The following is a 26,409-nucleotide window of genomic DNA, read 5'->3' on the forward strand; positions in this document are numbered from 1 at the left end:
GGTCTTCGCGTACACCCTGAATCTCTCAGTGGCCCGCGCGACGCGGGTCAGGCGGCGGCGTCGGCCATTCTGCGGAGGCGGGCCAGGGCGTCGCGCTCGATGCGGCGGGCGCGGTCGCGGCCGATGCCGTAGCGCTCGCCCACCTCGGTGAGCGTGTGCTCGCGGCCGTCCACCAGCCCGTAGCGCCAGCGCAGCATGTCGCGCGTGTCGCCCTCCAGGTCGGTCAGCCACTGGTCGAGCCGCTCGCGCTCCAGGATGTCGATCGCCTGCTGCTCAGGATCGGCCCACGTGTCGTCGGCGATCATGTCACCCAGCTCGGTCTCGTCCTCGTCACCGACGCCGAGCTGCAGCGAGACCGGGTCGGACGCCCAGCGGCGCAGCTCCTTGACCCGCTCGATCGGCAGCTCCAGCAGCGCCGCGAGCTCCTCGTCGGTGGGCTCGACGTCGAGCTCGGCCAGCATGTCGCGGCGCACCCGCATCAGCCGGGTCATCTGCTCCCCGGCGTGCGTGGGCAGCCGCACCGGCCTGGCCTGCTCGTGGATCGCCCGGCCGACCGACTGCCGGATCCACCAGGTGGCGTAGGTGGAGAACTTGTAGCCCCGCTTGTAGTCGAACTTCTCCACCGCGCGGACCAGCCCCAGGTTGCCCTCTTGGACCAGGTCGATCAGCGGCATCCCGCGCCCCGAGTATTTGCGGGCCACCGCTACGACCAGGCGCAGGTTGGCCTGGATGAACTCGTCCTTCGCCCGCTGGCCCGAAATGGCCAGCCTCTCCAGCTCCTCGTCCGCGGCATCCCCCATGCGCGGCTCCGAGCCCCCACTGTCGAGCAGCTGTTCGGCGAAGAGTCCCGCCTCGATCCGTTTGGCAAGCTCCACCTCCTGCTCCGCAGTGAGCAACGGAACTCTGCCGATCTCCGACAGGTACGTCCCCAGCAGATCTCGGTCAGCGACGTGCTGCTCGCTTCCGCGACTCCCCGTAGGCCTTGCCATCCCCAGGCACCTCGTTCCCGCAGCTGCGTTCTTATCCCGCCAACATCTGACCAGAAGCAAAGATTCCCTAAAGGCCTACGACCAGCGGAGGGTTCTGGGTGTCCTACTCAAGGAGGAGACCGCGCTGAAACACCTGGTGAACAAGGGGAACGCCGGGGCGATAGGCCAGGTGAACGTAGCTGGGAGCGTCGAGGACGACGAGGTCGGCGCGGGCGCCGGGACGCAACCAGCCTACGTCGGTCCTGCGCAACGCGCGCGCCCCGCCGTAGGTGGCGGCCCTGATCGCCTCCAGCGGCGTCATCCCCATCTCACGTACGGCGAGCGCGACGCAGAAGGGCATGGACGAGGTGTACGACGACCCCGGGTTGCAGTCGGTGGCCAGCGCCACCGTCACCCCCGCGTCGATCAGTTTCCTGGCGTCCGGGTACGGCGAACGCGTGGAGAACTCCGCCCCCGGCAGCAGCGTCGCGACGGTGCCCGACGAGGCCAGCGCGTCGACGTCGGCCGGGGTGAGGTGGGTGCAGTGGTCGGCCGAGGCCGCGCCGAGCTCGCACGCGATGCGCACCCCAGGGCCTTCGCCGAGCTGGCCGGCGTGCACCCGGGCCTGCAGCCCGGCGTCGATCCCGGCCCGCAGGATCTCTCGCGTCTGGTCGCCGTCGAACGCGCCGCGCTCGCAGAAGACGTCCACCCATTTCGCGTACGGGGCGCACGCCTGGAGCATCTCGCCGGCGACGAGCCGTACGTAGTCGTCGGCGGCCATCCCCGAGGGCACCACGTGCGCGCCCAGGAAGGTGGTCTCGTCAGTGAGGGTGGTGGCGATCTCCAGGCAGCGCCGCTCGTCCTCGACGGTCAGGCCGTAGCCGCTCTTGATCTCCACGGTGGTGGTGCCCTGGGCGAGCATCTCCCGTACCAGGGCGGCGGCGCGGGTGGCCAGCTCGGCGTCGCCCGCCTGCCGGGTGGCGGCGACCGTGGTGCGGATGCCGCCTCCGGTGTAGGCCTGGCCGGACATGCGGGCCTGGAACTCGGCCGTCCGGTCCCCGGCGAACACCAGGTGCGCGTGGCTGTCCACGAAGCCGGGAATCACCGCCCGGCCGCCTGCCGCCATCCTCCGGTCGGCCTGCGGCGCCTCGGCCGACGGTCCCGTCCAGGCAACGAGACCGTCCTCGACGACCAGGGCCGCGTCCTCGATCTCCGCGCGCTCCGGGTCCCCGGTGTAGAGCACCCCGATGCCGTCGATCACCATGCTGGTCATCCAGTCCCCACTCTTCCGCCCCTCGCCGCCGTGATCATCCTGCCCGCCATCGCGCCCATCGTCACCGCGCGTGGCGTCCCGCCCATCGTCATCGTGCGCGTCAGCGTGCTCGCCGGGTCGCCTCGGTCAGCATGGCTCCGACGTCGCCCAGGTCGTGGCGTCCCTCGCTGACCACCTGGCGGCCGCCGGAGATCACCGAGTGCACGTCGGCCGCCGTCGCCGCGAACGCCACCGCCTCCAGCCCGGCCGCGCCCGCCGTACGTACCGAGTCCAGGCGTACGGTGACCAGGTCGGCCCACGCGCCGGGCAGGAGCTGGCCGGCGTCGGGGAAGCCGAGGGAGAGGTGACCGGCGACGGTGGCGGCGCGCAGCAGCTCGGCGGCGCTCCAGTGGCCGCGCCGCTCGCTGGCCAGCCGCTCGTTCAGCTCGACCGCGCGGGCCTCCTCGAACAGGTCGATCACGGCGTGACTGTCGGAGCCGAGCGTCATCGCCGAGCCGCGGTCGTACAACGTTCTGGCGGGTCCAATGCCGTCGGCCAGGTCGCGCTCGGTGGTGGGGCACATGCACACGTGGGTGCCGGACTGACCGAGCAGCTCGATGTCGACCTCGGACAGGTGGGTGGCGTGCACCGCGGTCGAGCGCGGCCCGAGCACGCCATGCTCGTGCAGCACCCGCACGGGGGTGGCCGCGTACGTCTCCACGCACGCGGTGTTCTCGGCCCGCTGCTCGGAGACGTGCGCGTGCAGCGGGGCGGCGTGCCGGCGGGAGAACTCCGCGATCACCGGCATCTGCTCGGCCGGCACCGCCCGGACCGAGTGGATGGCCGCGCCGATCTCCACGTCCGGTTCGCCCCGGTAGGCGGCGGCCAGTTCCTCGGCCCGCACCGCCCACTGCTCGGCGTCCCCGTCGCCGAACCGCAGCTGCGCCCCGGCCAGCGGCGTGCCGGGGCCGCCGGAGACGTAACAGGCGTCGATCAGCGCGATCCGCAGCCCCGCCTCGCGGGCGGCCCGCACCAGCACGTGGCCCATGGTGTTGGCATCGTCGTACGGGGTGCCGCCCGGCGCGTGGTGCAGGTAGTGGAACTCCCCCACGCAGGTGACCCCGGCCAGCGCCATCTCGGCGTAGGTGGCCCTGGCCAGGGCGAAGTAGGCGTCGGGGTCGAGCCGCGCCGCCACCTCGTACATCCGGTCGCGCCACGTCCAGAAGTCGCCACTGCCCACCTGCGTCGTGCCCCGCAGTGCCCGGTGGAAGGCGTGCGAGTGGGCGTTGGCCAGGCCCGGGAGGGTGAGTCCCGGCAGGCGGCGCGCCCCGCCCGGCTCGCCCTGCACGACCTCGACGATCCGGGTGCCGTCGATCGTCACCAGCACGCTGTCGGCGACGCCGTCGGGCAGCCAGGCCTGTTCGCACCAGTAGGTCAGCGGCACAGCTCCTCCAGCACACTCGCGAGTGCGACGACTCCCGCCTGGCAGTCTGCCTGCTCGGCGTGCTCCTCCGGGGAGTGGGACACGCCGGTGGGGTTGCGCACGAACAGCATGGCGCTCGGGACGCCCGCGGCGGCCAGGATGCCGGCGTCGTGCCCGGCGCCGGTGGGCAGGATCGGCGCGGGCTTGTCGCCGCCCACGACGGCGGCCAGCCGCTCCCGCAGCCCGTGATCGAAGTCCACGACCGGCGTCCACGACTCCTCGCTCACCGCTCCGGCGGCCAAGGGGCGTAGTTCCTCCACCAGGGCGCGGACGTCCGTCTCGTCGGGGCCGCGGGCGTCGAGCCAGGCCGACACCAGGCCGGGCACCGCGTTGGCGTTGTTGGGTGAGACGCGCACCTTGCCGATCGTGGCGACGATGTCGCGCCGGGACGCGGCGTCGCGGGCGGCCAGCACCAGGCGGGCGAACGGCAGCATCGGGTCGTCGCGGTCCGGCAGCCGGGTGGTGCCCGCGTGGTCGGCCCGGCCGTGGAAGTCGAACCGCCAACGCCCGTGCGGCCAGATCGCCTGGGCCACGCCCACCGGCCTGTCGAGGCGTACCAGACCCTTGCCCTGCTCCACGTGCAGCTCCACGAACGTGGCGACCTGGGCGAGGGTCTCGTCGTCGCGGCCCAGGCCGCGCGGGTCGCGGCCGGCCTTGGTGAGGACGTCGGCCAGGGTGTCGCCCTCGTCGTCCTTCAGCGTCAGCGCCCGCTCGGGCGTGAGCATCCCGGTGAGCAGCCGCGACCCGACACACGGCACCCCGAACCGGGCGCCCTCCTCGTCGGTGAAGCAGGCGACGCCGAGCGGCCTGTTCGGCCTGAAGTCCCGATTTTTCAGGACATCGAGGGCTGCGAAGGCCGACACCACCCCCAAGGGACCGTCGTAGGCTCCGCCCTGCCGTACGGAATCTAGGTGGCTGCCCGTGACCACGCCAGGCTCGCGCGCCGGGTCACCCCACCAGGCCCACAGGTTGCCGTTACGGTCCTCCCGCAGGTCCAGCCCTCTACGCGCGGCCTCACCCGCGAACCACTCGCGCAGTTCGAGCTCCGGCGGAGACCAGGCGTCTCTGAGGTAGCCATTGGTTGCGGGGTCCCGACCTGTGCGCGCGAGTTCCTCAAGCATGAGTCTCACTGTAGTGAATGGATCCATTCACAGGGCTCAATCAGTCGGCGCGCCGTCCGCCCTGGTCGGCGCAGAGCTGGGAGGTCAGAGCGGTGCGGGCCCACTCTTCCCACGTGTCCGGCGACCAGTCGCGGTCGCGGACGAAGATCAGGTAAAGCTCCGGGCTGAGCAGGCCGAACAGCAGGTCCGCCGCCATCTCGACCGACACGCCGGGACGGGCGTCGGGCTTGCCGGCCAGGGCTTCGGCAGCCGCGTGCTGCACGGTGTATCGCGGGTCGGGACCGTCGGGCCACTGCGCGGCGATCTCCGGGTCGGTGGCCGTGGCGGCCGAGATCAGCGACATGATCGGGGCGACCCGGCCCAGGATCTCGCGGGTGCCGCGGACGTGCGCGCGCAGTTGCCCGGCCGCGGTGGGCTCGGCGCACGCGGCGCGGAACCACTCACGGTCCATGGTGGCGACCGGCTCGGCGTCCCCGGCGATGGCCGTATCGACGACGTCCTTGAACAGCGTGCGCTTGTTACGGAAGACGAAGTAGATCGTCTGTACGGCCACGCCCGCCCGGTCCGCGACTTCTTGCAGGTTCGTCGCCCCGTACCCCTGCGCGACGAACAGCTCGCGAGCCGCCTCGACGACCTTTTCCCGGGTGAGGCGTGCGCGCTCGGCTCGCTTGTCCGGCCGTTTGACCCTGTCCATGATGCGAGTATATATCTAGAGTTCATCACTAGAGTTCAACTCTAAATTCTTGGAGGACACGATGGATCAGCCCGGCACCGCCCAAAGGTCGGACCCGGCCGCAACTCCGCGGGACCAGGAGGAGGAGTCCGTTCACCGGGCGCTGGAGCGCTATTACCGCGCCGGCAAGCCGCCGTGGGACACCGGCGTGACGCCGCCCGAGCTCATCACCCTGGTGGAGGGGCACGACGCGGTGCCGCCCGGCCGCGCTCTCGAACTCGGCTGCGGCACGGGGACCAACGCCATCTACCTCGCCCGGCACGGTTGGGAGGTGGCCGCCGTCGACCTGATCGACCGCGCCGTCGACCGGGCCAGGGAGCGGGCCGAGGCGGCGGGGGTGACGGTACGACTGCTGCACGGAGACGCCACCCGCCTCGACGAGCTGGACGTCCCCGGGCCCTTCGACCTGTTCTTCGACCTGAGCTGCTACTGCGGGATCCCGCCGCACCGCCGCGACGCCTACGCCGCCGGGCTCACCCAGCGCGCCGCTCCCGGAGCACGGTTGCTGATGTTCGGGTACGGCCCCGAGCCGGTCGGCAATCCGGTGCCCGAGGTCGCGTCGTGGGCGGCGGGCGTCACAGCCGACGAACTCCACGCCAGGTTCGCCGGCTGGGAACTGCTCGACGTCACCCCGGGCACCAACTCGGTACCGACCTTCTGGTTCACGCTGCGACGCGACGCCTAGCGATCTTCGGTGGCGGGTCTCCCTACCCGACAGGGCCCGCGCTCGGCCTGAGGGTGAGGTCGGTGAGGTGGGCGTCGGGGCCGGCGTTGACGGCGGCGAGCACGGCGCGGGCCACGCTGTCGGCCTGGAGGTAGCGATCCGGCTCGTACGCCGCCCCCTCCTGCGCGCGTACGCTCCGCTGCATGTCGGTGTCCACCCTGCCGGGGTGCACCGACGTCACGCGGAGGTCCGGCTCCTCCTGCCGCAGCGCGTCGGCGAAGGCCCGCAGCGCGAACTTGCTGGCGGCGTACGCTCCCCACCCGGGGTTGGCCCGCAGCCCGGCGCCGGAGTTGACGCAGATCACGTGGCCGCCTGCCCGCCTGAGCGCGGGCAGGACCAGCCGGGTCAGCTCGGCGACGGCGAACAGGTTGAGCGCCATCGTGTCCCGCCACACCGAGGCGGGCAGGTCGCCGATCTTGCCGAGCGTGGTCATGCCGGCGTTGTGCACGAGCACGTCCAGCCGCTCGATGCCGGCCACGTCCGCCTCGGTCACCTCGGTCAGCTCCACCTGCCAGGGCCGCGCGTCGGGCAACTCGGCGGCCAGCGCGGCCAGCGCCTGCTCGTCGCGTCCGCCGAGGATGACGTGGTGGGTCGGCGCGAAGGCACGGGCGACGGCCGCCCCCACCCCGCGAGAAGCCCCCGTGACCAGGGCCGTAGGTCGTTCGATCATCCCCAAAGCCTCTCATGGCCGGCGATCCTCCCGGCCGGGCGCCATAGGGATTTCCTATGGCGCCTACTGACATTTGGTCTTTGCTTCTCGTTCTTTCCCGGACGTAGCGTGAAACAGCTCGACGAGGTGCTCACCGCGCTTTCTCGGAAAATCAGCGCTCTGCGCACGTCGATTCATTCTTCCGTCGAGCCGACTGACACATGATGGAAAGGACGAGTGGCATGACCATCGAAAACGGATCGGGAACGCGAGAACTCGCGGGAAAGCGGGCCCTGGTCACGGGTGGCTCTCGTGGCATCGGAGCGGCCATCGTGCGCCGGCTCCTGGACGCCGGGGCCGAGGTGCTCACGACCGCCAGGTCGGCGACGAGCACCGTGCCGGAAGGGGCCGCCTTCGTGGCGGCCGACGTACGGACACGGGCCGGCGCGGAGGCGCTCGCCACGGCCGCGCAGAAGGAGCTCGGCGGGGTGGACATCCTGGTCCACAACGCGGGCGGGGGGCGACCGTACCAGGGCAGCGCGGCCATCCCCGACGAGGAGTGGCAGGACTCGCTGGACCTGAACTACCTGGCGTCGGTGCGGCTGGACTCGCTGCTGACACCGGGGATGCGGGACCGGCGCTCGGGGATGATCGTGCACATTTCCTCGGCCGCGGTCCCCACCTCGGTGGCGCCGTTCCTGCACTACACGGCGGCGAAGGCGGCACTGGAGAACTACAGCCGGGGACTGGCCCTGGAGCTGGCCCCGTTCGGGATCCGGGTCAACACCGTGAGCCCTGGCAGGGTCGCCACCCCCGGCGGCGAGGCGACGCGGGAGCAGTGGGCGCGCCTGGAGGCGGCGCCGGGGCAGACCGCCACCGCCACCGCCACCGTGCCGCTGGGGCGCGACGGCCGGCCCGACGACATCGCCGAAGCGGTGCTGTTCCTCGTGTCCGACCGGGCGAGCTGGTTGACCGGGAACAACCTTTTCGTGGACGGCGGCGAATTCCCCAGAGGCTGACGGTATTCCAGAGCTCCGGTTTCAGCCGAAGGAATTCCGCACCGAGTCAAAGAAAGACCCTGACATGGATAAGTACGGCGACAAGAATGTAGTCATCACGGGCGGCGGCAGCGGCATGGGATTCGCGATGGCGAAGCTGCTGGCGGACGGCGGAGCCCGGGTGGTGATCACCGGCCGTTCCCAGGACACGCTCGACGCCGCGCGGGAGCGGCTCGGCGCGAACGCGGTGGCCGTCCGGGGCGATGTGGCCTCACTGCCCGACCTGGATGCGCTGGCCGACCGGGTGAAGAGCGAGCTCGGCACGATCGAGGCCCTGTTCGTCAACGCCGGCATCGCCCCCCTCACGCCCTTCGAGTCGACGACCGAGGAGGCGTACGACGAGCTGTTCGCGATCAACGTCAAGGGCGCCTACTTCACCGTGCAGAAGCTCGCCCCGCTGCTGAGCACGGGTGCCGGCGTCGTCCTCACCACCTCGATCGCCAACGTCATCGGCTTGCGGGACACCAGCGTCTACGCGGCCGGCAAAGCGGCGCTGCGCTCGATGGCCCGCAGCCTCTCCAGCGAGCTGCTGCCGCGCGGAATCCGGGTCAACGCGATCAGCCCCGGTCCCATCGATACGGGGATTCTCGAGAGCATGATGACCGCGGAGGCCGCCGAGCAGTTCAAGGCGGAGCGGGTCGCGAACAATCCCATGCGGCGTTTCGGCACCCCCGACGAGGTCGCCAGGGCGGCCGCCTTCCTCGCCTTCGAGGCCACGTACACCACCGGCGCCGAGCTCGCCGTGGACGGAGGCGCCACCCAGCTCTGAGCTTCCTGATCGGCCGTCAGGGCACCGGTGTGAAGGAGGCGGTGTCGTACCAGGTCTCCTGACGCAGGAGTTCGAGCAGGGCCGTCTCCGCCGGGCCCGCGCCGGACCGGAGCACGGCGATGACCGGCTGGGACATGACCGGGGACACCGGGCGGACGAGATGCTCGTAACCGTGGGGCACCGCGGAGGCCGGGACGAGCGTCACCCCCAGCCCGTGGGCGGCCCAGCGCACGGCCGTCGCCGTCTGGGACACGCGGGCGGCCGTGGTCGGAGTCAGCCCATTGTCCCGCAGCACGCTCAGCAGCACGCCGTCGAGCGAGCTGTCGCGGTCGAACCTCACCCACGGCTCCCCCTCCAGCTCGCGCAGCTCGACCCGGTCCGCGGCGAGCTGCCGGTGCCCGGCTGCCAGCACCACGACGAGCTCCTCGTCGCCGAGGTGGTGGGCGTCGGCGGGAGACCGCTCGCACTCCGCCATCAGGGCGAAGTTCAGCACGCCCCGGCGGCACAGCCGCTCCAGCTCGACAGAGCTCGGCTCCTCGAAGACGGTGACCTCCAGCCGCGGGAAGCGGTGACGCAGCACGCTCAGCGCGCCGGGCAGCTGCCGGGTGCCGAAGCCCATCTGCACCGCGACCACCAGCTCGCCCACCAGGTCGTCGGCACCGGCCCGCGCCGTCGCCCGCGCCCGCCGCGACGCGCTCACCGCGATCTCCGCCTCCCGCAGGAACGCGCGGCCGACCACGGTGGGCACCAGTCCGGTCGGCGTGCGGGCGAACAGCCTCACACCGAGCTCCTGCTCCAGGCTGCGGATCTGCTGGGACACCGACGGTTGAGCGACGTGCAGCAGCTCCGCCGCCGCCGTCACCGAGCCTTCCTCGGCGACGGCCAGGGCGTACTCGTACTGACGAAGGCTCATCGGCTCCCGCCCCCCTCCCTGCGATGGACCGTGATCCACCCTGCGTAATCTGGTAGGCGCAAGTTACAGCACGGGAGGCGGCCCGTTTACTCCATGTCCGTGCCGAAGAAGAGCTTCCCGCTCTCGCGCTGTCCCGGCTGAGGGAGAGCGAGGCGAGAATGACCCGGATCCCGTGCGGAGGTTGCGTCGAGGGCCGACCGACGTTTCGGCGTCAGTCGGGCCGTTGCCCGGCCTCGTCGACGACGGCGGCCTTGATCAGGGCGTCCCAGTTGTGGATCTCGCCCTTCTTCATGGTGGCGAAAGGTCCGTCCTTGTGGTTCTTGACCACGATGGTGCGGTACCCCAGGTACGCGTAGGTCTTCGGATTGACGAAGATCTCGTCGCGCAGGTAGCCGTCCAGGACGTGGTAGAGGGTGATGCCCCGGCGTTTGAGCAGATCGGCGGATTTGGCCTCGTACCGGACGCCCGGGATCTTGGCCATGGCGCCGTACATGGCGGCTCGAAGCCTGGGCGGTAGCGCGGCGTCCCGCATGCCCATCGCGATCATCTGGAACGCCCACCTGTCGCGGTGCTGGGAGGTGAAGTCGGGCAATGACTCCTCGGCCAGCCGCTTCGCCTCCTCAGGGGTCTTGCCCCTCCACTCCGCCCGTTCCTGGGCGGAGCGCAGGAAGGAGGCACGATTCCTGGTGTTCTCGGCGTCGACGGTCTCGTAGATCCGGGCCAGCAACTGGCCCGCGTCGGTCGGCAGGGCGAGCAGGTAGGAGTACGACACCTCGAACTCCGACCCCTTGGAGACCTTGAGCCTGCCCTTCTCGATGGTGGCGAACGCCTTGTCGTCGAGCCGTCGCCATTGCTCGTGGGTGGTCGTCGCCGCCGGCCTGCCGCGCAGCCACTCCCCGCCGCCGGTCCGCGTCCGGGCGCGCAGGCTCTTCACGTAACCCCACTGCGTGGGCTCGGCGGCCCATTCGGGCTCGCCGTCGGCCAGCAACGCCGCGTTGTCGGCCACGTCCTGGACGTTCGCCACCGGGCGCAGCCGTAGCTCGGTGGCGGTGGGCGTGTGCGCATGGGGGGCCGGCGAGTCCTTCCCGGTGCCGGGGACGACCGCCACGGCCACGACCAGCGCGGCGGTGGCCGCCCCGGCCAGCGTCAGCGCCCATATCGGCCGGATCCGGCGGGCCCGCGGCCGTCGGCTTCCGCGCATGTGCGCACCCAGGCGCGACCGGGCCGCGCCGATGGTCTCCGGAGCGGGCTCCGGCGTCGCGTCGTGGTAGCGGCGCAGCTCGTGCAGCTCTTCCATGGTTCAGACCTCCTTCGCCGCGTGACCCAGCGACTTGCGTAGCTTGGCTCTGGCCCGGTTCAGCCGGGAGCTGACGGTGCCGATCGGGATGCCCAGGGCGAAGGCCGTTTCCGCGTAGCTCAGATCGGCGCAGGCGACGAGCATCAGCGCGTCGCGGTCACCCTGGGACAGCCTCTTCAGAGCGCGCGCCAGTCGTGGGCTGAGCTGCTCGGCGGTCACCCGGTCCGTGACCCGGTCCGCGTGGCTCTCGACGTCGTCGCGGGTGACCGAGCGGCTGAGCGCCCGGTAGAGACGGAGTTCGTCGCGCCGATGGCGGCTGATGAGGTTGGTGGCGATGCCGTACAACCAGGCCTTGGCCTCCGGACGGGTCAGGTCGTAGCGACCGCGCTGGTCGAACCCGGCCAGGAACGTCTCCGCGGCCACGTCATCGGCGGCGGCGGGCCCGAGCCGGGCGGCGGCGTAACGGTGGATCGTGGTGAAGTACCGGTCGAAGATCACCGAGAACCATTCGGGGTCGTGGCGCGAGTTCGCGATGACCGACGCGTCGTCCGTCTCCGCGGCCACCCGTAGGGAAGAGGGGTCATGCATCCGGCGCCTTTCTCGAATGAGGGTCGGCGCTGATTGCCCGATGCGGGCATCCTTGTTCGCGGTTTTTTCCGGAAGGCGACGACGATCAGAGGTCGTACCCGCCTGTACGGGGATCCTCCTTACGAGCATGTACGGGAGAAGGGGCTCAGCCGGCCAGGCCGAACCCCTCCAGAAGGCCATCGTCTAGGACAGGTCGAACTCCCCGCTGGATGCCCCGTCCAGGAAGGCGAGCCACTCGTCCTTGGTGAAGCTCAGGACGGGGCCCTCCCCCTGATCCTTGGTGTCGCGGACGAGAACACCGTCATCCGGCCGCCGCATCACCTCGACGCAGCTACCGCCGTTGTCGCCGGACGCTTTAGCTTTGGTCCACACGCCTGTACGGAGACCGTTACTCATAACTCGTCATCACCTCGTGAATGGCCTCCCGACTTCTGTCGACGGGATAGGCCATGTTGGATAGGGCTTCCCATCGCACGATAAGCGCTTGCACGGTCCTGACGCGATTGGTCACCCGTCCCTCTTCGGTGCTTTCCAGGTACGCATGATCCAGCCCACCGTCCAGCAGCGTAGCCACCTCGAACGCACCGAGACATCCCACTGTGAGCCCTGCCTTCAGCGGAATGATCCTTACGCTGACGTACGGCGGATTGAGCACTTCAAGGAGCCGTTGGAGCTGCTCCCGCATCACTCGCGCCCCGCCGACGGGACGGTGAAGAACGCTCTCGTCGATCAGAGTCGAATACATGGGCGGCGCCGGACGGCTGAAGACAGTTTGCCGGTGGATCCGGAACTGCACCGCCTTCTCTACTTCCTCTTCGGTGACTCCTGGTCTTCCGAGGAACACCTTTCTTGCGTAAGCCTCGGTCTGCAGAAGGCCGGGGATCAGCATCGGCTCCCAGGTCCGGATGGCGTGCGCCGTCGCCTCCACTTTCGGCCATTCCCGGAACCAGCGGGGGCCCAGCACCCCATGGATCTGCGGAAGCAATTCCATAAGCTGCCCGTCGAGCCCCAGCGCCTTCTCCAGCTCACGGGTGAGGTCCTCACTCGGCTTACGCATGAGCCGCTCGACGTGCCCCACCGCGCTCTCGCTGTAGGGCACCCGGTCCGCGAGCCGCTCCTGACTCAGCCCGTGCTCCACCCGGAACTTCTTGAGGCGATGGGCGTACTCCATCCAAGCGTCTTTGCTCGACTCCTGTTCGCCTTTCGGCATGTCACCCCTTTCCAGGGCGATGACCCCGTACCACTACACACGGGAGTCGCCTACTAACTGTACGGAATCGTAAGCCCAATCCCGGCTGCGTGCCGGCGAACGTAACTACATGCTGTGAGGACTTCCGACCGCTCGGAGGCTTCAGGTCTCAGCGAGTGCGTACTCGCAGGTCAAGCCTGTACGCCCCAACTCCCCGAGGTGACCATGCGAGCACCCGTGTCAGATCCCCCATGCGCCGGTTCCCATGCCTGGTCGGTCAGCGAGCTGGACGACCCCCGCCTACTCGCCGGCCTGGCCCGCAGGGAGCTGGCGACCTGGATGGGCCGCGAGCATCCCGCACTCCCCGACCTCCAGCTCATCGCATCCGAACTGGTCACCAACGCACTCCTGCACGCCCATGCCACCTGGATCAGGATGAGCCTGCTTCCGTCCCCCGGCTACTGGGAACTCACGGTGACGGACCCAGGGCTGACCGAGTCGGTCCCGGTACCTCGCTGTCCCAGCGTGGACGAGAAGAACGGACGCGGCCTCTGGGTCATCGACGACCTGACCCTCGGTTACTGGAACACCAGCCGCAGCCCGGCAGGTGACCATATCGTGCGGGCTTTCCTGCCTCGATGAACGCCTGCAAAAGGGAACACCGGCCGTCCGGCATCGGCCGCACGGTTTACCCTGAAGGCGGGCGGCAACCCACGGGTGAGAGGTAATCCCCATGCCGCAGACCAAGCCGACGACGCCGGGACAGCGCGTTCGCGGACTCCGCCTCCGACGCGGCTACAAACAGGCGGAACTGGCCGAGCGTGCCGGGCTCAGTGTGGACCTGGTCTCCGCTCTGGAACGAGACGTCAAGAAAGGCATGTCCTGGTCCAGCATGGTCAAGTTGGCACGGGCGCTGGACGTTGATCCTGGAGTCATCGCGGGCAAGGGACCCTACTTGGAGCCGGTGCCGGGCGCCGCGTCTCTGGCAGTACGCGACGCCGTGATCAATCCTGACCTGCTGCTGGAGATGCGCCCGGAGGACGGCCAAGGGGGGACCGACGCGGCTGAGCTGTGGCGTCGGGTCGAGAGGGGGTATGACGCGTACTTCGGCGGCGAGTTCGGCGTCTTGGCCGCCGAACTGCCTGACCTGATCCACCGGTGCCGTGTGCTGCACGGCATGGATCGGACAGTCGGGGCGGCCTCATCGGCGCACGCCTGGCAGCTTGCCGCACGCCTCCTCGTGCACACCGGCCGGGACGACGCCGCCGCCGTCGCGGCCGAGCGGGCGATCAGCGCGGGACAGACCGGCGACGACCCATACCGGCTGGCCACCTTGTACGGGACCTATTCGTGGGTGTTGCTGCATCAAGGCCGTACGGAGGAGGCCGAGAAGATCGCTGTACGCGTGGCCGAGGAGATCGAGCCCACCATGTCGGCGGCGGTCCCGAACCAGCTCACCGCCTGGGGCGGTCTCATTTTGCACGCCGCCGTCGCGTGCGGGGCGCGAGGGGACCGTACGCAGGCCGAGGAGTATCTGAGTGTCGCCAGGGCCGGCGCGGCGAGAGCGGGGGTCGACCGGCACGACTATTGGATGAGCTTCGGCCCTTCTCACGTCGGCGTGCAGACGACGCATGTCATGACCGCGCTGAACCGTCCCGACGCCGCGTTGAAGGCGAGCGCCACTGTCCGGCGGGAAGACCTGCTGCCGGTGCAGTGGGGGCGCCACCGGCTGAACGATGCCCGCGCCCTGCTGCAGTTGCGCAAGTGGGAGGCCGCCGAGGAGGCCGCGGTCGAAGCCAAGGCCGTGTCACTGGAGTGGTTCCGCCACCAGGAATTCGCCCGGTCTGTCGTTGATGATCTGGTTGATCACCGCCAGCGGCTTTCGTCGTCACTGCGCGATCTGGTCAGCGCGTTCGAGCAGTAAGCCGTACACGGCGTACGGGTCGGCGGCAGGACGCCTTCCAATCCGTACACACTGTCTGTACGCGCTTCGTCACTCTCGCCCTACCGTGCTGTCTTGGGCCCGCGAGGTCCGCACCCAGACGATTCCCTTCACAGACAGACATGGAGGAGTTCATGCAAGCGACTCACGATCCGAGCCCCTCGACGCGGCCCCGCCCCTGGGGGGTTTCCCGGATGGCGCCATTCCCCAAGCAGAGCGGAGACAGCGGTGACGCTCTCTACCGTGTCCACCTGGACCCTGTGAAGCAGACGGGCGTCTACACCGATCCGATCACCCACCAGCCGATCGAGGCGGGCAAGCACGGCACGAGCAAGCAGAAGGCGAGCCCCACCGCGCCACCGGGAGGTGACGGGAGCAGCGCCAGCGCGCCCACAGGCCAGCCGGACAGCACCCAGGACTGGGTACAGGACTGATTCCGATGACAGCACCCGTCCTGGCGGTCGCCTGCCTCGATGACCCGACCACTGACCTGGTGCTGGACGAACTGCATGGCCGGGGCATCCCGGTCGTGCGGTTCGACCCCGGCGCTGACTTCCCCGACGAGATCGCCCTGTCCGCCCACTTCGATGGTTCGGGCATGACGGGGTCGATCGACACCCCGACTCACCGCCTGGACCTGTCCGGCGTGCGCGCCGTCTACTGGCGTCAGCCCACTCCCTACAGACCCTCGCCAGATTTGGACACCAGTAGCGCGAGTTGGGCGGCCGAGCAGGCGCGCTACGGGCTGGGCGGCGTCTTGGCGGCCCTTCCTGGCACGTTCTACCTGAACCATCCATTCCGCAATCGGGACGCCGAGTACAAGCCGCTCCAACTCGCCACCGCCGCCGCCTGCGGCCTGGCCATCCCGCGCACACTGATCACGAACCGGCAGGACAGCGTACGTCGTTTCGCGTCGCGGTCGGACGGCACGGTGTTCAAACCGCTGTGGTCCACACCGTTCAAGACCGACAACGGGAAGTGGCGGACCATTTGGGCGCACCCCATCGACCCCGAGGAGGTGGACGGGACGGTGACCGGGGCGGCTCACTTGTTCCAGGAGCAGGTGAAGAAGGCGGCCGACGTCCGGGTGACGATGGTGGGCGACCACGTCTTCCCGGTACGCATTGACGGCTCCCCCGCGCTGGACTGGCGGCTGCACTACGACTCATTGTCCTATCAACTCATTGAGGCTACTCCGGCCGTCGTCAAGAGCATGCGCGCGTACCTGGACCGACTTGGTCTGGTCTTCGGAGCGTTCGACTTCTGCCTCTTCGGGGACGAATGGGTGTTCTTGGAGTGCAATCCCAACGGTCAATGGGCGTGGTTCGATGACCCGATTCCCCAGCAGATCGCCGGCGCCATAGCTGATGTGCTGATCCGCGCGAAAGGAGAGTCATGAGCACCACTCCAGAACACCTGCGAGAGGAACTGGCCGCGCTGCTGGCGCGAGAAGGCGCGCTGACCGATCCCGGTTGGGGTCGAGCGGTGGAGGCCGTACCGCGCGAGCGGTTCCTGGGCGAAGCCGTCTTCGACCGGGACGAATCGATGGCCGGGGACCACTGGCACTCCCTACGGCGAAGCCACCTGCCCGAGGAGGAGTGGTGGGAGATGGCCTACGCCGACGAGACGTGGGTCACGCAGGTCGACGGCATCCCGGCCGAGGCTGCCGGCACCACCGTCGTCGGTGCGCCCACCTCATCCTCGACGATGCCCAGCATGGTCGTCATGATGCTCGAACGGGCAGGCATCAGCGACGGCGATAAGGTCCTGGAGATCGGCACGGGTACGGGATACTCGACGGCGCTCATGTGCGAGCGCCTGGGCGACGGTCAGGTGACCAGTGTCGAGTACGACCGGCATGCCGCCCTCCGCGCCCGCCTGGCGCTGGAGGACTCCGGGTACGCGCCCACGCTCGTCGCCGGTGACGGCCTGGCGGGATACGACAAGAACGCCGAGTACGACCGCCTCATCGCGACCTGCTCGGTGCGGTACATCCCCCTGGCCTGGATGGAGCAGGTACGCGACGGCGGCACCATCACCGCGCCCCTGTCCGGGTGGATGCCGGGTGACGCGATGGCTCACCTCACCCTGGCCGACGACGGCACCGCGAGCGGCCGGTTCCTGCCCGACGACTTCGCCTTCATGCCCGCCCGGCCCCATGCCCGCCCGCCACGGTCGTCGTACGTGATCGGGCTCGGCACCGAGCGGGAGAGCAGGATCGACCCGGGCATTCTGGATGATCACACCGGCCGATTCGTCGCCCAGCTCGGCGCGCCGTCAGCCGAGAAACTGGGGTTCGGCGATGAGATCATCCTGCTCGACGTCGCCACCGGCTCCCAGGCCACCACGCGCCGCGATCCCAAGGGCGCGGGGTGGCTGGTGCGGCAGCACGGTCCGCTGAAGCTCTGGCACGCCGTCGAGGATGCGGTCCTGACCTGGCAGTACGCAGGCAGCCCGCACCAAGCCGACTTCGGGCTCACCGTGACGCGCGAGGGCCAACGGGTGTGGCTCGGCGACCCGGACGGTCCTTCCTGGAATCTGCCCGCCTAGCGCCCTCGCTGAGACCCGTCGAGAACGTGCCAATAGCGAGTGAAGTGTTGCTTCTTGGCGTCGGTAGTGGCTGGTGCGGGCTCGGTGTTGGTGGCATCGGCGCCAGATCGACCAGGCCTCGGGGCAGGCCAGGCCAGGCGGATTTCACTGGCAGCTGGACGGTCGGGCAAGCCGGTCGGCGTCGGTAGACTGGGCGTTCTGCACCAGACGAGGGGCGGCGGGCGTGGACTACGGTGACAAGCTCTTCTGGCTCTCGGTCCTGATCCAGCGGAGGTACGCGCAGATCTGCGCCGAGTACGACCTGACTTCCTCACAGGCCACGCTGCTGTGCGCGATCAAGGACAGGCCGCGGCAGATGGCGTACCTCGCCGCCTCGCTCGGCATGACCAAGAACGCGCTGAGCCAGCTCGTCGATCGCACCGAGCGGCGCAGCCTGGTCAGCCGAGCGAGTTCAGAGCAGGACCGGCGGGTCATCATGCTCAGCGTGACACCCACGGGGAAGGTGCTCGCCGAGGCGGTGTTCGCCGAGATGACCAAGCGCCTGCCCGACGTCGCGGAGAACCTCGACGCCGACGACCAGCGCGACCTCGAACGCCTAGCCACCGCCATCGTGGCCGCGTCGGGCGTCTCGGCGTCCACCTCGTCCCGACAAACCGCGCAGTCCTCCTAGGCACCCTCATGCCTGCATCAGTTCATGGCATGAACTAGTATTGTTCATGGCGTGAACTAGTCAGGGTTCATGGCATGAACTAGCGAGAGGTGACGACATGGTCACGCGGGAAAACGGTGCGATCGCGGTCTTCGGTGCGACGGGACAGCAGGGCGGGGCGGTCGTCGACGCGCTCCTGGCCCGAGGAGCGCGGGTGCGGGCCCTCGTCCGCACCCCCAAGTCCGATCGAGCGCAGGCGCTGGCCGCCCGAGGCGTCGAGCTGGCGACCGTCCGGATCGACGACCCGGCGTCAACGGTCGCCGCGCTGGAGGAGGTCGACGCGTTCTACTTCATGACCCCGGAGGCGAACAGCCTCGAGGAGATCGAGGAGGAGGTCCGAGTGGGCACCGCCCTCGTCGATGCGGCGGCCGCAGCGCGCGTGCCACACGTCGTGTTCAACTCGGTCTCCGGAGCGGACCGCGAAACGGGTGTGCCGCACCACGACTCGAAGCACCGGATCGAGGAATACCTGAAGCTTTCCGGCCTGAGGGCCACGATGGTTCGCCCGGCCGCCTTCATGGAGAACTTCGCGACCGTGATGGCGCCGAGCCTGGAGGACGGAACGATCGTGCTGAGGCTGCCGCTGCCGAACGACATCGCCCTGAAGATGATCTCGATCAAGGACATCGGCCAGGTCGCCGCCGCGATCCTGCTCGACACCGCGGACGTGCCCGGCGGAGCCATCGAGGTCATCGGCGACGAGCCAACGGGCCCCCAGATCGCCGCCGCGTTCGGCGCGCGCGCTGGGCTACCGTCACGCTACGAGGCCCTGCCACTGAGCGTCCTCGGCAACGACCTCGACAAGGCGATGTTCCGCCAGTTCGCCAAGCCGTCCGAATACCCGTCAGACCTCGCAGCAGTGAAGGCGATCGAGCCGACCACCTGGGACCTGGCCGAGTGGATCCGCTCCACCGGCTGGACCGCTCCCGCGGACCGGGTCCGTTCCTAATACTCCAGCCGTAGGCCGTGATCTTGCCAGCGTGGCGGTCCCGGACGGAGCCGTAGCGGAAGGGACCATCCCCACGGCGATTTCGCGACGTTCAGCGCCACTGGGCGCGAGCCAGAGTGAGCCCGTACACCTTCACCGCGCCGCTCGCCTTGAGCCGCATGGCCACCGCGTTGAGGCTACTGCCAGCGGTGAAAACGTCGTCGTAGACCATGATGCATCGGCCTTGCACACGAGCCGGGTCCGGCACATGGAGCGCGGCGTACAGCTCATGCGCCACGGTTTGACGCTCCATAAGGGAGATCGTGTCCCGCATTCGGGGAGTGGCTCGTGTCTTCTCGATGAGCGGCGGATCTAACACGAAGGGGAGATTCTCACCGTCTTCGAGGATCGCCCGTTCGATGACGTACCCAGTGTGATCATTGCCTTTGCGTGCCTGGTGCGGCTCCCGATAGGCGGGCATCGGGATGATGGCGTCCACCTCGTCGACGAGCTCGGGGTGGGTGTAGAGGTGACCCAAGATGATCCGCGCGAAGATCATCCCCCACCCGTACGCCCCGCCCTTTAGTCGCAGAACCCCCTGCTCCAGGGTGCCGGCCTTGACCCCTACGACGGCCGTCCACTCGAAAGCACGCTGTGGGTCGCCGCAGAGCCTGTTCGAGCAAGCAGGCTCGCCATCCCGCAACACCTGATGGCAGATCCGGCAGTTGGGTTCATTCGGCGGCTGGAAGCTCTCCGATGCGCACTCGTGGCAGATGCGGACGTGCCCTGCCTGCAAGTAGGGACATTCGCCGCATCTGCCGAACCCCGCTGGGGGTGGGCCGTCGCCGTAGGTTAGCCGCCCTGGCTTGGTCACCACAGCGCCCCGGGCGATGGCTCCTCCAGTTTCAGATCTTCGAAGTCAAGGGTCAGCTGAGCGCGGGACTCGTTGACCGCTTGGATCCGATCCGGGCTGGACAGACTCTTCACGACATCGTCCACGTCCTCCACCATGAGCGCCCCGCGCGTCTTGACGTACTCCTGTGCCCACGGTTGGGCCTCGGTGAGACTACGGAGCAGGAACACCCTTTTGCCATGCTCCAGCGCCAGCCGCGCCTGCATCTTCGCCCCGGATGTGCTTGCGGCTTCGATCACCACCGTGCCTTGCGCGATGCCGGACATGGTGACATTGCGGCGGGGAAAGGTGTAGGTCGCGCCGTTGGCTTCCGGCCAGAACTGGGAAACCACGGCCCCGTTCTCGGCGATCCGGTCGGCCAGGGCGCGGTTCTCGGCCGGGTAGCAGCGCAGGATGCCTGTTCCCACGACCGCGATCGTCCTGCCGCCGGTATCGAGCGCTGCAGTATGCGCTGCGGTGTCAACACCTCGGGCGAGGCCGGACACGACGGTGACCTGACGTTCAGTGAGCAGGCCGGACATCCGGCGTGCCCGGCGTAGTCCATCCTCGCTCGCCTGGCGGGTGCCGACGACGGCCACGCTGCGCAGGTCCGCTTCGCGCAGTTCGCCTCGGACGAACAGGAACGGTGGAAGGTTGAAGATCAACCGGAGGGTGGCAGGGTATTCCTTGTCCAGGACAGTGACGAGTCGGGCCCCGTTACTGGCCGCGAGTTCGGCCTGCTGAACGGCAGATTCGACGTAGCGATCGGGCTCGTGGGCGCTGTTGGCGATGAGGGCTCTGGCCTTGGTCGCCTCAGGGGAGGACTCGATGATGTCGCCCGACCATAGGCGCGCCAGGCCGTTGGGACGTTGGGCCTCTCGCGCGACGAGGTACCAGCTAACGCCTTTGACCATGCATATCGCGAGCAGTCGTGACTGCTCTTCGGTGATCCGCATCCTACTCTCCAAACTAATGTTCGAATGCGTGTCGTATGGTACTGCAGTTGCTTTTGTCGCCCGAAGATATGTCCATATTGCCAGGTAGCACTTGATGCCTGACGAGCTGCATCAAGGGTCGACATGACAGGGAGCCATGATCGACATCCGCCCATGGCCTTGATGCGACACACGGGAACTGATTACTCACTTTGAGTATACGAACGTTACGTTCACCGGCCCGGCATTATGCGCCTTGCCGATGTGACGGAGCAGGAACTGCCTGCGGCCAGATCGGACGGCTTCTGTCGAGTTCGATCACTTGCCCACGGTAGGGAGCGAAAGCGAACATAAGCGAGGCAGGGCGCGTTACAGCGGGATGTATGGCGCCCAGCGGTGAGCGTTCCGGATCTTGGCTGGTCGCCGTGCGACTCGCGGGGCGCTATAGGCCGAACCGGTCGTCGCTGAGCGCTACGAGAGGTCGCCGGTCGAGAAGGTGCCGGTCTCGTCCGTCATTCGTTCGTACTCCTCCAGCCGGGCCTGGGTGCGCAGCGGCGCGGCGTCGGCCATGGCCTCCACCAGGGCCATGGCCAAAGCCAGCGGCGCGGCGTGCGAGTCGAACACCAGCCGGTCCCCCACCGGGGCGTCCAGCACCACCTCGGCGGGGAAGTCGGGCCGGTCGCAGATCACCGCCACCCGATATCCCAATTTTTCGGCGTACTGCAGAGCATGGATGACCTCGGTGGGATATCTGGGGAGCACCACGGCCACCAACCACTCGGCCCCGGCGCGGCGGGCCGCGTGCAGGCCGTCGGTGAGCTCCGAGCCGCCGTGGGTGAGCAGCCGCACGTCGGGGTGGATGCGCCGGGTGTAGTAGGCGAAGGTGGTGGCCAGCCCCGCCGACACCCGCAGCCCGAGCACGGGCAGCGGCTCGGTGGCGGCCAGCGCCTCCCCCAGCTCCTTCAGCGGCAGACTCCCGAGCCGGTCCCGCACCACGGTCAGGTTGCGGATCTCACGGTCGACGGCCCCGCGGAGCACGCTCTCCTGCGAGCCCTCCGGAGCCCCGCCGAGCACCAGCGGGCGCAGCGCCTGGCGCAGCTCCGGATAGCCGGCGAAGCCGAGCACCACGGCGAACCTGGTCACCGACGGCTGGCTCACCCCGGCCCGCTCCGCCAGCTCCACGCTGGACAGGAAGATGGCCTCTTCGAGGTGCTCCCCCAGGTAATGAGCGATCCTGCGCTGCACCGGTGAGAGTCTGCGGCCGTCCAGCAACTCGTCGAAGCCCGTCACGCCTCCTCCAACACCGGCGACCCGGCAGTATCATCCCGTCACTCACGACTCACGCATGGGAATCCGTACACCTCACTCAGGACTCCCGCATCGGGATCCGTACCCCTCGCTCGGTCGCCACGGTGGCGGCCTCCTCGTAGCCCGCGTCGACGTGCCGCATGACGCCGGTGCCGGGGTCGTTGGTGAGCACCCGGGAGATCTTCTGCCTGGCCAGCGCGGTGCCGTCGGCGACGGTGACCTGCCCGGCGTGGATGGAGCGGCCGATGCCGACCCCGCCGCCGTGGTGGATGGAGACCCAGGAGGCGCCGGACGCCGTGTTGAGCATGGCGTTGAGCAGGGGCCAGTCGGCGATGGCGTCGGAGCCGTCGGCCATGGCCTCCGTCTCGCGGTAGGGGGAGGCCACCGAGCCGCTGTCGAGGTGGTCGCGCCCGATCACCACCGGGGCCTGGAGCTCGCCCGAGGCCACCATGTCGTTGAAGCGCTCGCCCGCCAGGTCGCGCTCGCCGTAGCCGAGCCAGCAGATGCGCGCGGGCAGCCCCTGGAAGTGCACCTTCTCCTCCGCCTTCCGGATCCAGCGGGCCAGCGGCTCGTTGTCCGGGAACAGTTCGAGGATCGCGCGGTCGGTGGCGGCGATGTCGGCCGGGTCGCCGCTGAGCGCCGCCCACCTGAACGGGCCCCTGCCCTCACAGAACAACGGCCTGATGTACGCGGGCACGAACCCGGGGAAGTCGAAGGCCCGCGCGTATCCGGCCAGCTTGGCCTCGCCCCTGATCGAGTTGCCGTAGTCGAAGACCTCGGCGCCGCCGTCCTTGAAGCCGACCATGGCCTCCACGTGCCTGGCCATCGACGCGCGGGCCCGCTCGGTGAAGCCCGCCGGGTCCTTGTCCCGCTCGGTGGCCATGTCCTCGAACGCCACCCCGGCCGGGAGGTACATCAGCGGGTCGTGCGCCGAGGTCTGGTCGGTGACGATGTCGATCTCCGCGCCCCGGGCCAGCAGGTCCGGCAGCGCCTCGGCGGCGTTGGCCACCACGCCGATGGACAGCGGGCGGCGGGCGTCGCGCGCCTCGTAGGCCAGGCGCAGCGCCTCCTCCAGGGAGGACGCCTGGACGTCGAGGTAGCGGTGCTCGATCCGGCGGGTGACCGAGCGCGGGTCGCAGTCGACGCAGATGGCGACGCCGCCGTTCATGGTGACGGCCAGCGGCTGGGCGCCGCCCATCCCGCCGAGCCCGGCCGTCAGCGTGATCGTGCCGGCCAGCGAGCCGCCGAAATGCCGGTCCGCCACCGCCGCGAACGTCTCGTACGTGCCCTGCAGGATGCCCTGCGTGCCGATGTAGATCCAGGAGCCCGCCGTCATCTGCCCGTACATGGTCAGCCCGGCCGACTCCAGCCGCCGGAACTCCTCCCAGTTGGCCCAGTCGGGCACCAGGTTGGAGTTGGCGATGAGCACCCGGGGCGCCCACTCGTGGGTGCGGAAGACGCCCACGGGCCGGCCGGACTGCACCAGGAGCGTCTCGTCGCCCTCCAGCGTCGTCAGCGTCCGCACCATCGCGTCGAACGAGCGCCAGTCCCGTGCGGCCTTGCCCGAGCCGCCGTAGACGACGAGCTCCTGCGGATGCTCGGCGACCTCCGGGTCCAGATTGTTCTGCAGCATGCGGAGCGCGGCCTCCTGCGGCCAGCCCTTGGCGGTGAGCGTGGTGCCTCGCGGCGCCCGCACGGTGCGGCTCATGCGACCTCCTGAATGAACATATTCATCTGTGTCACCCGCACACTACAACGGCTAGACGAGCAACTCCGATGCGGCTCAGTGGTCGCAGGCGATCGGCTACCCCGCCGTGACGCTATTCGGACCACGGGTGTTCGGGAGCCCTTATCCGCCCGGACGCGCCGCTGCGCTGCCCTGTTATGCGCGCTGGTGCTACCCGTCTCCTTGCTGGCCGCGCCCGCAACTGCCGAAGGCTCCGCGCCATCCCCCGCCCCTGCGATTCAGCCGCCTCACACCAATTCCCCGCCGGGTAAAGCCAGGCCTTTCCACGTGGATCAGGTATTGGGCGATGCCAGGGCGAAAGCTGCCAAGACCGGCAAACGCGTACCCTTGCCCTCCAGCTACACCGAAACCATGAAGGTGTGGGCGAACACCGACGGCAAGACACTGCACGCCGAACTGAGCACCGAGCCCGTGCAACTGGACGTCCCCGGCAAGGACGGCAAGAGGTCCTGGCAGCCGGTCGACACCTCGATCGTGGCCAAGGATGACGGCACGCTGGCGGCCAAGCTGGTCAAGACTCCGCTGACCTTCGGCGGCGAGGGTGCCACCACCCTGGTCACCGCCGAGGACAAGGACGGCACCGTCGCCATCGGCTGGGAGGGCAAGCTCCCCAAGCCGACCGTAGCCGGAAACAAGATCACTTATCCGGATGCGGTGGCCAAGGGCGCCGACCTGGTGCTCACCGCTCTTCCGGACGGGTTCGCCCAAGAGGTTGTGCTGCGTACCCGCCCCGAGGGGGCGGTCAAGGTGAGCCTGCCTCTCACCTTGCCCAAGGGCAGAACATACGGCAAGGCCACCGACGGCAGGCCGCAGCTCATGTCGGCGCAAGGCGCGGTGAAGAGCGCGCCGCTGGCGGCTCAGGCTCTCGATGCCAAAGCCGCCGAAGGGCCAGAGCAGGGCAAGATCGGCAAGGTGGACACCTCCGTGACCACCGACGCCTCCGGAAAGTCCTCGCTGGTGCTGACCCCCGACGCCGCCTTCCTGGCGGACCCGTCGGTGACCTACCCGGTCGTCGTGCCGATGAGCGGTGAATGGATCGGGGCGGGGGATTCCTCCGACACCTTCGTCTCCAGCGTGCAATACCCCAACTCGGCAACACTGTCCACGTGGCTTCGGGCGGGACGGTCGGCCGACGGAGAGCTGTGGCGCACCTACCTGCGATATGTGATCAACGGCACCGACCTGGACTACGCCACGATCCACGACGCCGACCTGCGGTTATGGAACTACCACGCCAGCGGGTGCGGCACCACGGTAGGTGCCGGAATCGTCGCGCGGCGGCTCACCACGTCGTATCACTACTCCACCTTGACGTGGGCCAACCAGCCCTCCAGCACCGGCACCAACGCGGTCGTCGCCCCCGGCGGCTACAGCGACACACTGGCCGGCTGCTCGGGCAGCGGCGAGCTCTACCACTCGATCCAGCACATCGTGCAAGACTGGGCGAACGGTACGCCGGACCACGGCCTGATGATCCGCGCCGCCACCGAGGGCGCCGCCGGGGCCAACTGGCGCCAGTACCGCTCCGACCAGTACACCGGCAGCGACGGACGCGGCCCGGTGCTGTTCATCGACTATGAGCCGGCGCCCAAGGTGCGCGTCGCCTTCAGCTCCGATCAGGACTTCACCACCTGGCCCACTTACGACGAGGCTGTGGCCATGGCCGAGCCGGAGGCGGACGTCACCGACCAGTCAGCCGTCAGCATGAACGACAGCGCGCTCCTCGAGGCCAGCAGACGCGCCGCGTACGAGGTCGGAACGGACAGGCTGCAGCCCGCCGAGGGCACGCCGTGGAGCGATCCCGATCCGGACGTCCAGGACACCACCGTGCCGACCGTCGTCTCCGTGTCGCCGCTGGCGAACGCGCAGCAGGTACCCGTCGACACGACCGTGCGGGTGACCTTCGACCAGGAGGTCTGGGACGCGGCGTTCACGCTCAAGGATGACACCGGGGCCCCGGTCGACGGGACGGCCGTCATGGACGCCACGAACACGATCCTGACCTTCACGCCGAAGGCCGCGCTGCGCAACGGGACCACTTACACGGCCGACGTGCGCGACGCCGGCGACGTGTGGGACAACGTGGTGGACCCGCTCACCTGGTCCTTCGGCGTGGGCGCTGGCACGTCTCCGGCCGCGCGCTGGACCTTTGACGAGGGAACTGGCAGAACGGCCGCCGACTCTTCCTCGCACGGACATGACGCGACGCTGACGGACACCGCGGATTGGACGGCCGGCCGGTCCGGTCAGGCGGTCACGAACGTGCCGTCGGCCCAGGCTCGCGCCGCGGCCTCCCGCGAGGCGGTCCAGCAGGCCAAGGAGGTCGAGGTTCCCGCGGAGACGACCGAGACCGGCATCACGTACGCGCTGGCGGACGGCCGTTCGTACCGGACGGAGATCGCCTCAGGCCCGGTCAGGGCACGCCAGGGTGATTCCTGGGTGCCGATCGACACTTCCCTGGTCGAGCGGAACGGGATGTTGCAGCCCAAGGCGCTCTCCGCCCAGGTTCACGTCGCCTTCTCCACCGGCGGCACCAGGCCGTTCGCGAAGATGGCGACCGCCGACGGCCGGAGCTATGCGCTGCGGTGGCCGACGTCCCTGCCCAAGCCGACGGTCAAGGGCGGCGCGGCCCGACGCGGCCGGTAAAGGTGCGG

The 26,409-nt window shown here is 69.2% G+C and carries 26 protein-coding genes; 11 read left to right on the plus strand and 15 right to left on the minus strand.

The genetic code is table 11. The annotated features are described in order from the left end of the window. Positions 1-47: 47 nt before the first annotated feature. The 5 genes from IEY87_RS10330 to IEY87_RS10350 form a co-directional block, all read right to left on the minus strand. Positions 48-989: a sigma-70 family RNA polymerase sigma factor gene (locus IEY87_RS10330; protein ID WP_189138332.1), complete on the minus strand. Its 942-nt coding sequence runs from the start codon at positions 987-989 to the stop codon at positions 48-50. Positions 990-1,092: 103 nt separating this feature from the next. Then, positions 1,093-2,241 (minus strand): imidazolonepropionase, encoded by a 1,149-nt coding sequence (gene hutI / locus IEY87_RS10335; RefSeq protein WP_189138333.1) that lies wholly within the window; start codon positions 2,239-2,241, stop codon positions 1,093-1,095. Between the two features lie 100 nt (positions 2,242-2,341). Continuing rightward, positions 2,342-3,664, minus strand: coding sequence for a formimidoylglutamate deiminase (locus IEY87_RS10340; RefSeq protein WP_189138334.1), 1,323 nt, complete (start codon positions 3,662-3,664; stop codon positions 2,342-2,344). Continuing rightward, entirely contained in the window at positions 3,655-4,824 is a 1,170-nt protein-coding gene (locus IEY87_RS10345; protein ID WP_189138335.1) for an allantoate amidohydrolase, read from the minus strand. Before IEY87_RS10345 ends, IEY87_RS10340 begins: the two co-directional genes overlap by 10 nt. A gap of 40 nt (positions 4,825-4,864) precedes the next feature. After that, positions 4,865-5,518 carry a TetR/AcrR family transcriptional regulator gene (locus IEY87_RS10350; RefSeq protein WP_189138336.1) on the minus strand — a complete coding sequence of 218 codons (654 nt, stop codon included), beginning with the start codon at positions 5,516-5,518 and terminating at the stop codon, positions 4,865-4,867. A 61-nt stretch (positions 5,519-5,579) separates the two neighbouring features. Between IEY87_RS10350 and IEY87_RS10355 the strand changes: the two genes are divergently transcribed. Beyond that, the gene (locus IEY87_RS10355) at positions 5,580-6,242 is read left to right on the plus strand and encodes a class I SAM-dependent methyltransferase (protein WP_189138337.1); all 663 of its coding nucleotides are present in this window, start codon (positions 5,580-5,582) and stop codon (positions 6,240-6,242) included. Positions 6,243-6,264: 22 nt separating this feature from the next. Here IEY87_RS10355 and IEY87_RS10360 read toward each other — a convergent pair whose 3' ends face one another. After that, complete coding sequence (locus IEY87_RS10360) at positions 6,265-6,951, minus strand: SDR family oxidoreductase (RefSeq protein WP_189138338.1); 687 nt, start codon at positions 6,949-6,951, stop codon at positions 6,265-6,267. Between the two features lie 221 nt (positions 6,952-7,172). Between IEY87_RS10360 and IEY87_RS10365 the strand changes: the two genes are divergently transcribed. Beyond that, positions 7,173-7,949: an SDR family oxidoreductase gene (locus IEY87_RS10365; RefSeq protein ID WP_189138339.1), complete on the plus strand. Its 777-nt coding sequence runs from the start codon at positions 7,173-7,175 to the stop codon at positions 7,947-7,949. Between the two features lie 64 nt (positions 7,950-8,013). After that, positions 8,014-8,757 carry an SDR family oxidoreductase gene (locus IEY87_RS10370; protein ID WP_189138340.1) on the plus strand — a complete coding sequence of 248 codons (744 nt, stop codon included), beginning with the start codon at positions 8,014-8,016 and terminating at the stop codon, positions 8,755-8,757. 16 nt (positions 8,758-8,773) lie between these two features. On the opposite strand, the gene IEY87_RS10375 is transcribed toward IEY87_RS10370, so the two are convergent. The 5 genes from IEY87_RS10375 to IEY87_RS10395 all read right to left on the minus strand — a co-directional run bounded on the left by IEY87_RS10375 (position 8,774) and on the right by IEY87_RS10395 (position 12,765). Next, positions 8,774-9,670, minus strand: coding sequence for a LysR family transcriptional regulator (locus IEY87_RS10375; protein ID WP_189138341.1), 897 nt, complete (start codon positions 9,668-9,670; stop codon positions 8,774-8,776). Between the two features lie 211 nt (positions 9,671-9,881). Then, a complete protein-coding gene (locus IEY87_RS10380; protein WP_189138342.1) occupies positions 9,882-10,967 on the minus strand; it encodes a hypothetical protein in 1,086 nt (361 codons plus the stop codon). 3 nt (positions 10,968-10,970) lie between these two features. Next, positions 10,971-11,555, minus strand: coding sequence for an RNA polymerase sigma factor (locus IEY87_RS10385; protein WP_189138343.1), 585 nt, complete (start codon positions 11,553-11,555; stop codon positions 10,971-10,973). A 183-nt stretch (positions 11,556-11,738) separates the two neighbouring features. Continuing rightward, on the minus strand, positions 11,739-11,951 hold the full coding sequence (locus IEY87_RS10390) for a DUF397 domain-containing protein (RefSeq protein ID WP_189138344.1): 213 nt from the start codon (positions 11,949-11,951) through the stop codon (positions 11,739-11,741). Next, complete coding sequence (locus IEY87_RS10395; protein WP_189138345.1) at positions 11,944-12,765, minus strand: helix-turn-helix domain-containing protein; 822 nt, start codon at positions 12,763-12,765, stop codon at positions 11,944-11,946. Before IEY87_RS10395 ends, IEY87_RS10390 begins: the two co-directional genes overlap by 8 nt. Positions 12,766-12,981: 216 nt before the next feature. Here IEY87_RS10395 and IEY87_RS10400 point away from each other — a divergent pair, with 216 nt between their 5' ends. From IEY87_RS10400 to IEY87_RS10430, 7 genes are all read left to right on the plus strand, one after another. After that, the gene (locus IEY87_RS10400; RefSeq protein WP_189138346.1) at positions 12,982-13,386 is read left to right on the plus strand and encodes an ATP-binding protein; all 405 of its coding nucleotides are present in this window, start codon (positions 12,982-12,984) and stop codon (positions 13,384-13,386) included. A gap of 91 nt (positions 13,387-13,477) precedes the next feature. After that, positions 13,478-14,668, plus strand: a complete 1,191-nt coding sequence (locus tag IEY87_RS10405) for a helix-turn-helix domain-containing protein (protein WP_189138347.1) — start codon at positions 13,478-13,480, stop codon at positions 14,666-14,668. Positions 14,669-14,820: 152 nt separating this feature from the next. Then, positions 14,821-15,120, plus strand: a complete 300-nt coding sequence (gene tgmA, locus IEY87_RS10410; RefSeq protein ID WP_225276913.1) for a putative ATP-grasp-modified RiPP — start codon at positions 14,821-14,823, stop codon at positions 15,118-15,120. A 5-nt stretch (positions 15,121-15,125) separates the two neighbouring features. Beyond that, positions 15,126-16,085: an ATP-grasp ribosomal peptide maturase gene (gene tgmB, locus IEY87_RS10415; protein ID WP_189138349.1), complete on the plus strand. Its 960-nt coding sequence runs from the start codon at positions 15,126-15,128 to the stop codon at positions 16,083-16,085. After that, the gene (gene tgmC, locus IEY87_RS10420; protein WP_189138350.1) at positions 16,082-17,236 is read left to right on the plus strand and encodes an ATP-grasp peptide maturase system methyltransferase; all 1,155 of its coding nucleotides are present in this window, start codon (positions 16,082-16,084) and stop codon (positions 17,234-17,236) included. The genes tgmB and tgmC overlap by 4 nt, the downstream gene beginning before the upstream one ends. Positions 17,237-17,459: 223 nt before the next feature. Further along, on the plus strand, positions 17,460-17,906 hold the full coding sequence (locus IEY87_RS10425) for a MarR family winged helix-turn-helix transcriptional regulator (RefSeq protein ID WP_189138351.1): 447 nt from the start codon (positions 17,460-17,462) through the stop codon (positions 17,904-17,906). 97 nt (positions 17,907-18,003) lie between these two features. Next, positions 18,004-18,894, plus strand: coding sequence for an NmrA/HSCARG family protein (locus IEY87_RS10430; protein WP_189138352.1), 891 nt, complete (start codon positions 18,004-18,006; stop codon positions 18,892-18,894). A 91-nt stretch (positions 18,895-18,985) separates the two neighbouring features. Here IEY87_RS10430 and IEY87_RS10435 read toward each other — a convergent pair whose 3' ends face one another. The 4 genes from IEY87_RS10435 to hutU form a co-directional block, all read right to left on the minus strand. After that, positions 18,986-19,432, minus strand: coding sequence for a ComF family protein (locus IEY87_RS10435; protein WP_189138353.1), 447 nt, complete (start codon positions 19,430-19,432; stop codon positions 18,986-18,988). Positions 19,433-19,743: 311 nt separating this feature from the next. Further along, the gene (gene dprA / locus IEY87_RS10440) at positions 19,744-20,721 is read right to left on the minus strand and encodes a DNA-processing protein DprA (RefSeq protein WP_189138354.1); all 978 of its coding nucleotides are present in this window, start codon (positions 20,719-20,721) and stop codon (positions 19,744-19,746) included. Positions 20,722-21,171: 450 nt separating this feature from the next. Then, positions 21,172-21,990: a MurR/RpiR family transcriptional regulator gene (locus IEY87_RS10445; protein WP_189138355.1), complete on the minus strand. Its 819-nt coding sequence runs from the start codon at positions 21,988-21,990 to the stop codon at positions 21,172-21,174. 76 nt (positions 21,991-22,066) lie between these two features. After that, the gene (gene hutU, locus IEY87_RS10450; protein ID WP_189138356.1) at positions 22,067-23,716 is read right to left on the minus strand and encodes a urocanate hydratase; all 1,650 of its coding nucleotides are present in this window, start codon (positions 23,714-23,716) and stop codon (positions 22,067-22,069) included. A gap of 390 nt (positions 23,717-24,106) precedes the next feature. Here hutU and IEY87_RS10455 point away from each other — a divergent pair, with 390 nt between their 5' ends. Then, positions 24,107-26,401, plus strand: a complete 2,295-nt coding sequence (locus IEY87_RS10455; protein WP_189138357.1) for a DNRLRE domain-containing protein — start codon at positions 24,107-24,109, stop codon at positions 26,399-26,401. Positions 26,402-26,409 lie beyond the last annotated feature (8 nt).

It is taken from the genome of Nonomuraea glycinis (genome assembly GCF_014646515.1).
Lineage (GTDB): Bacteria > Actinomycetota > Actinomycetes > Streptosporangiales > Streptosporangiaceae > Nonomuraea > Nonomuraea glycinis.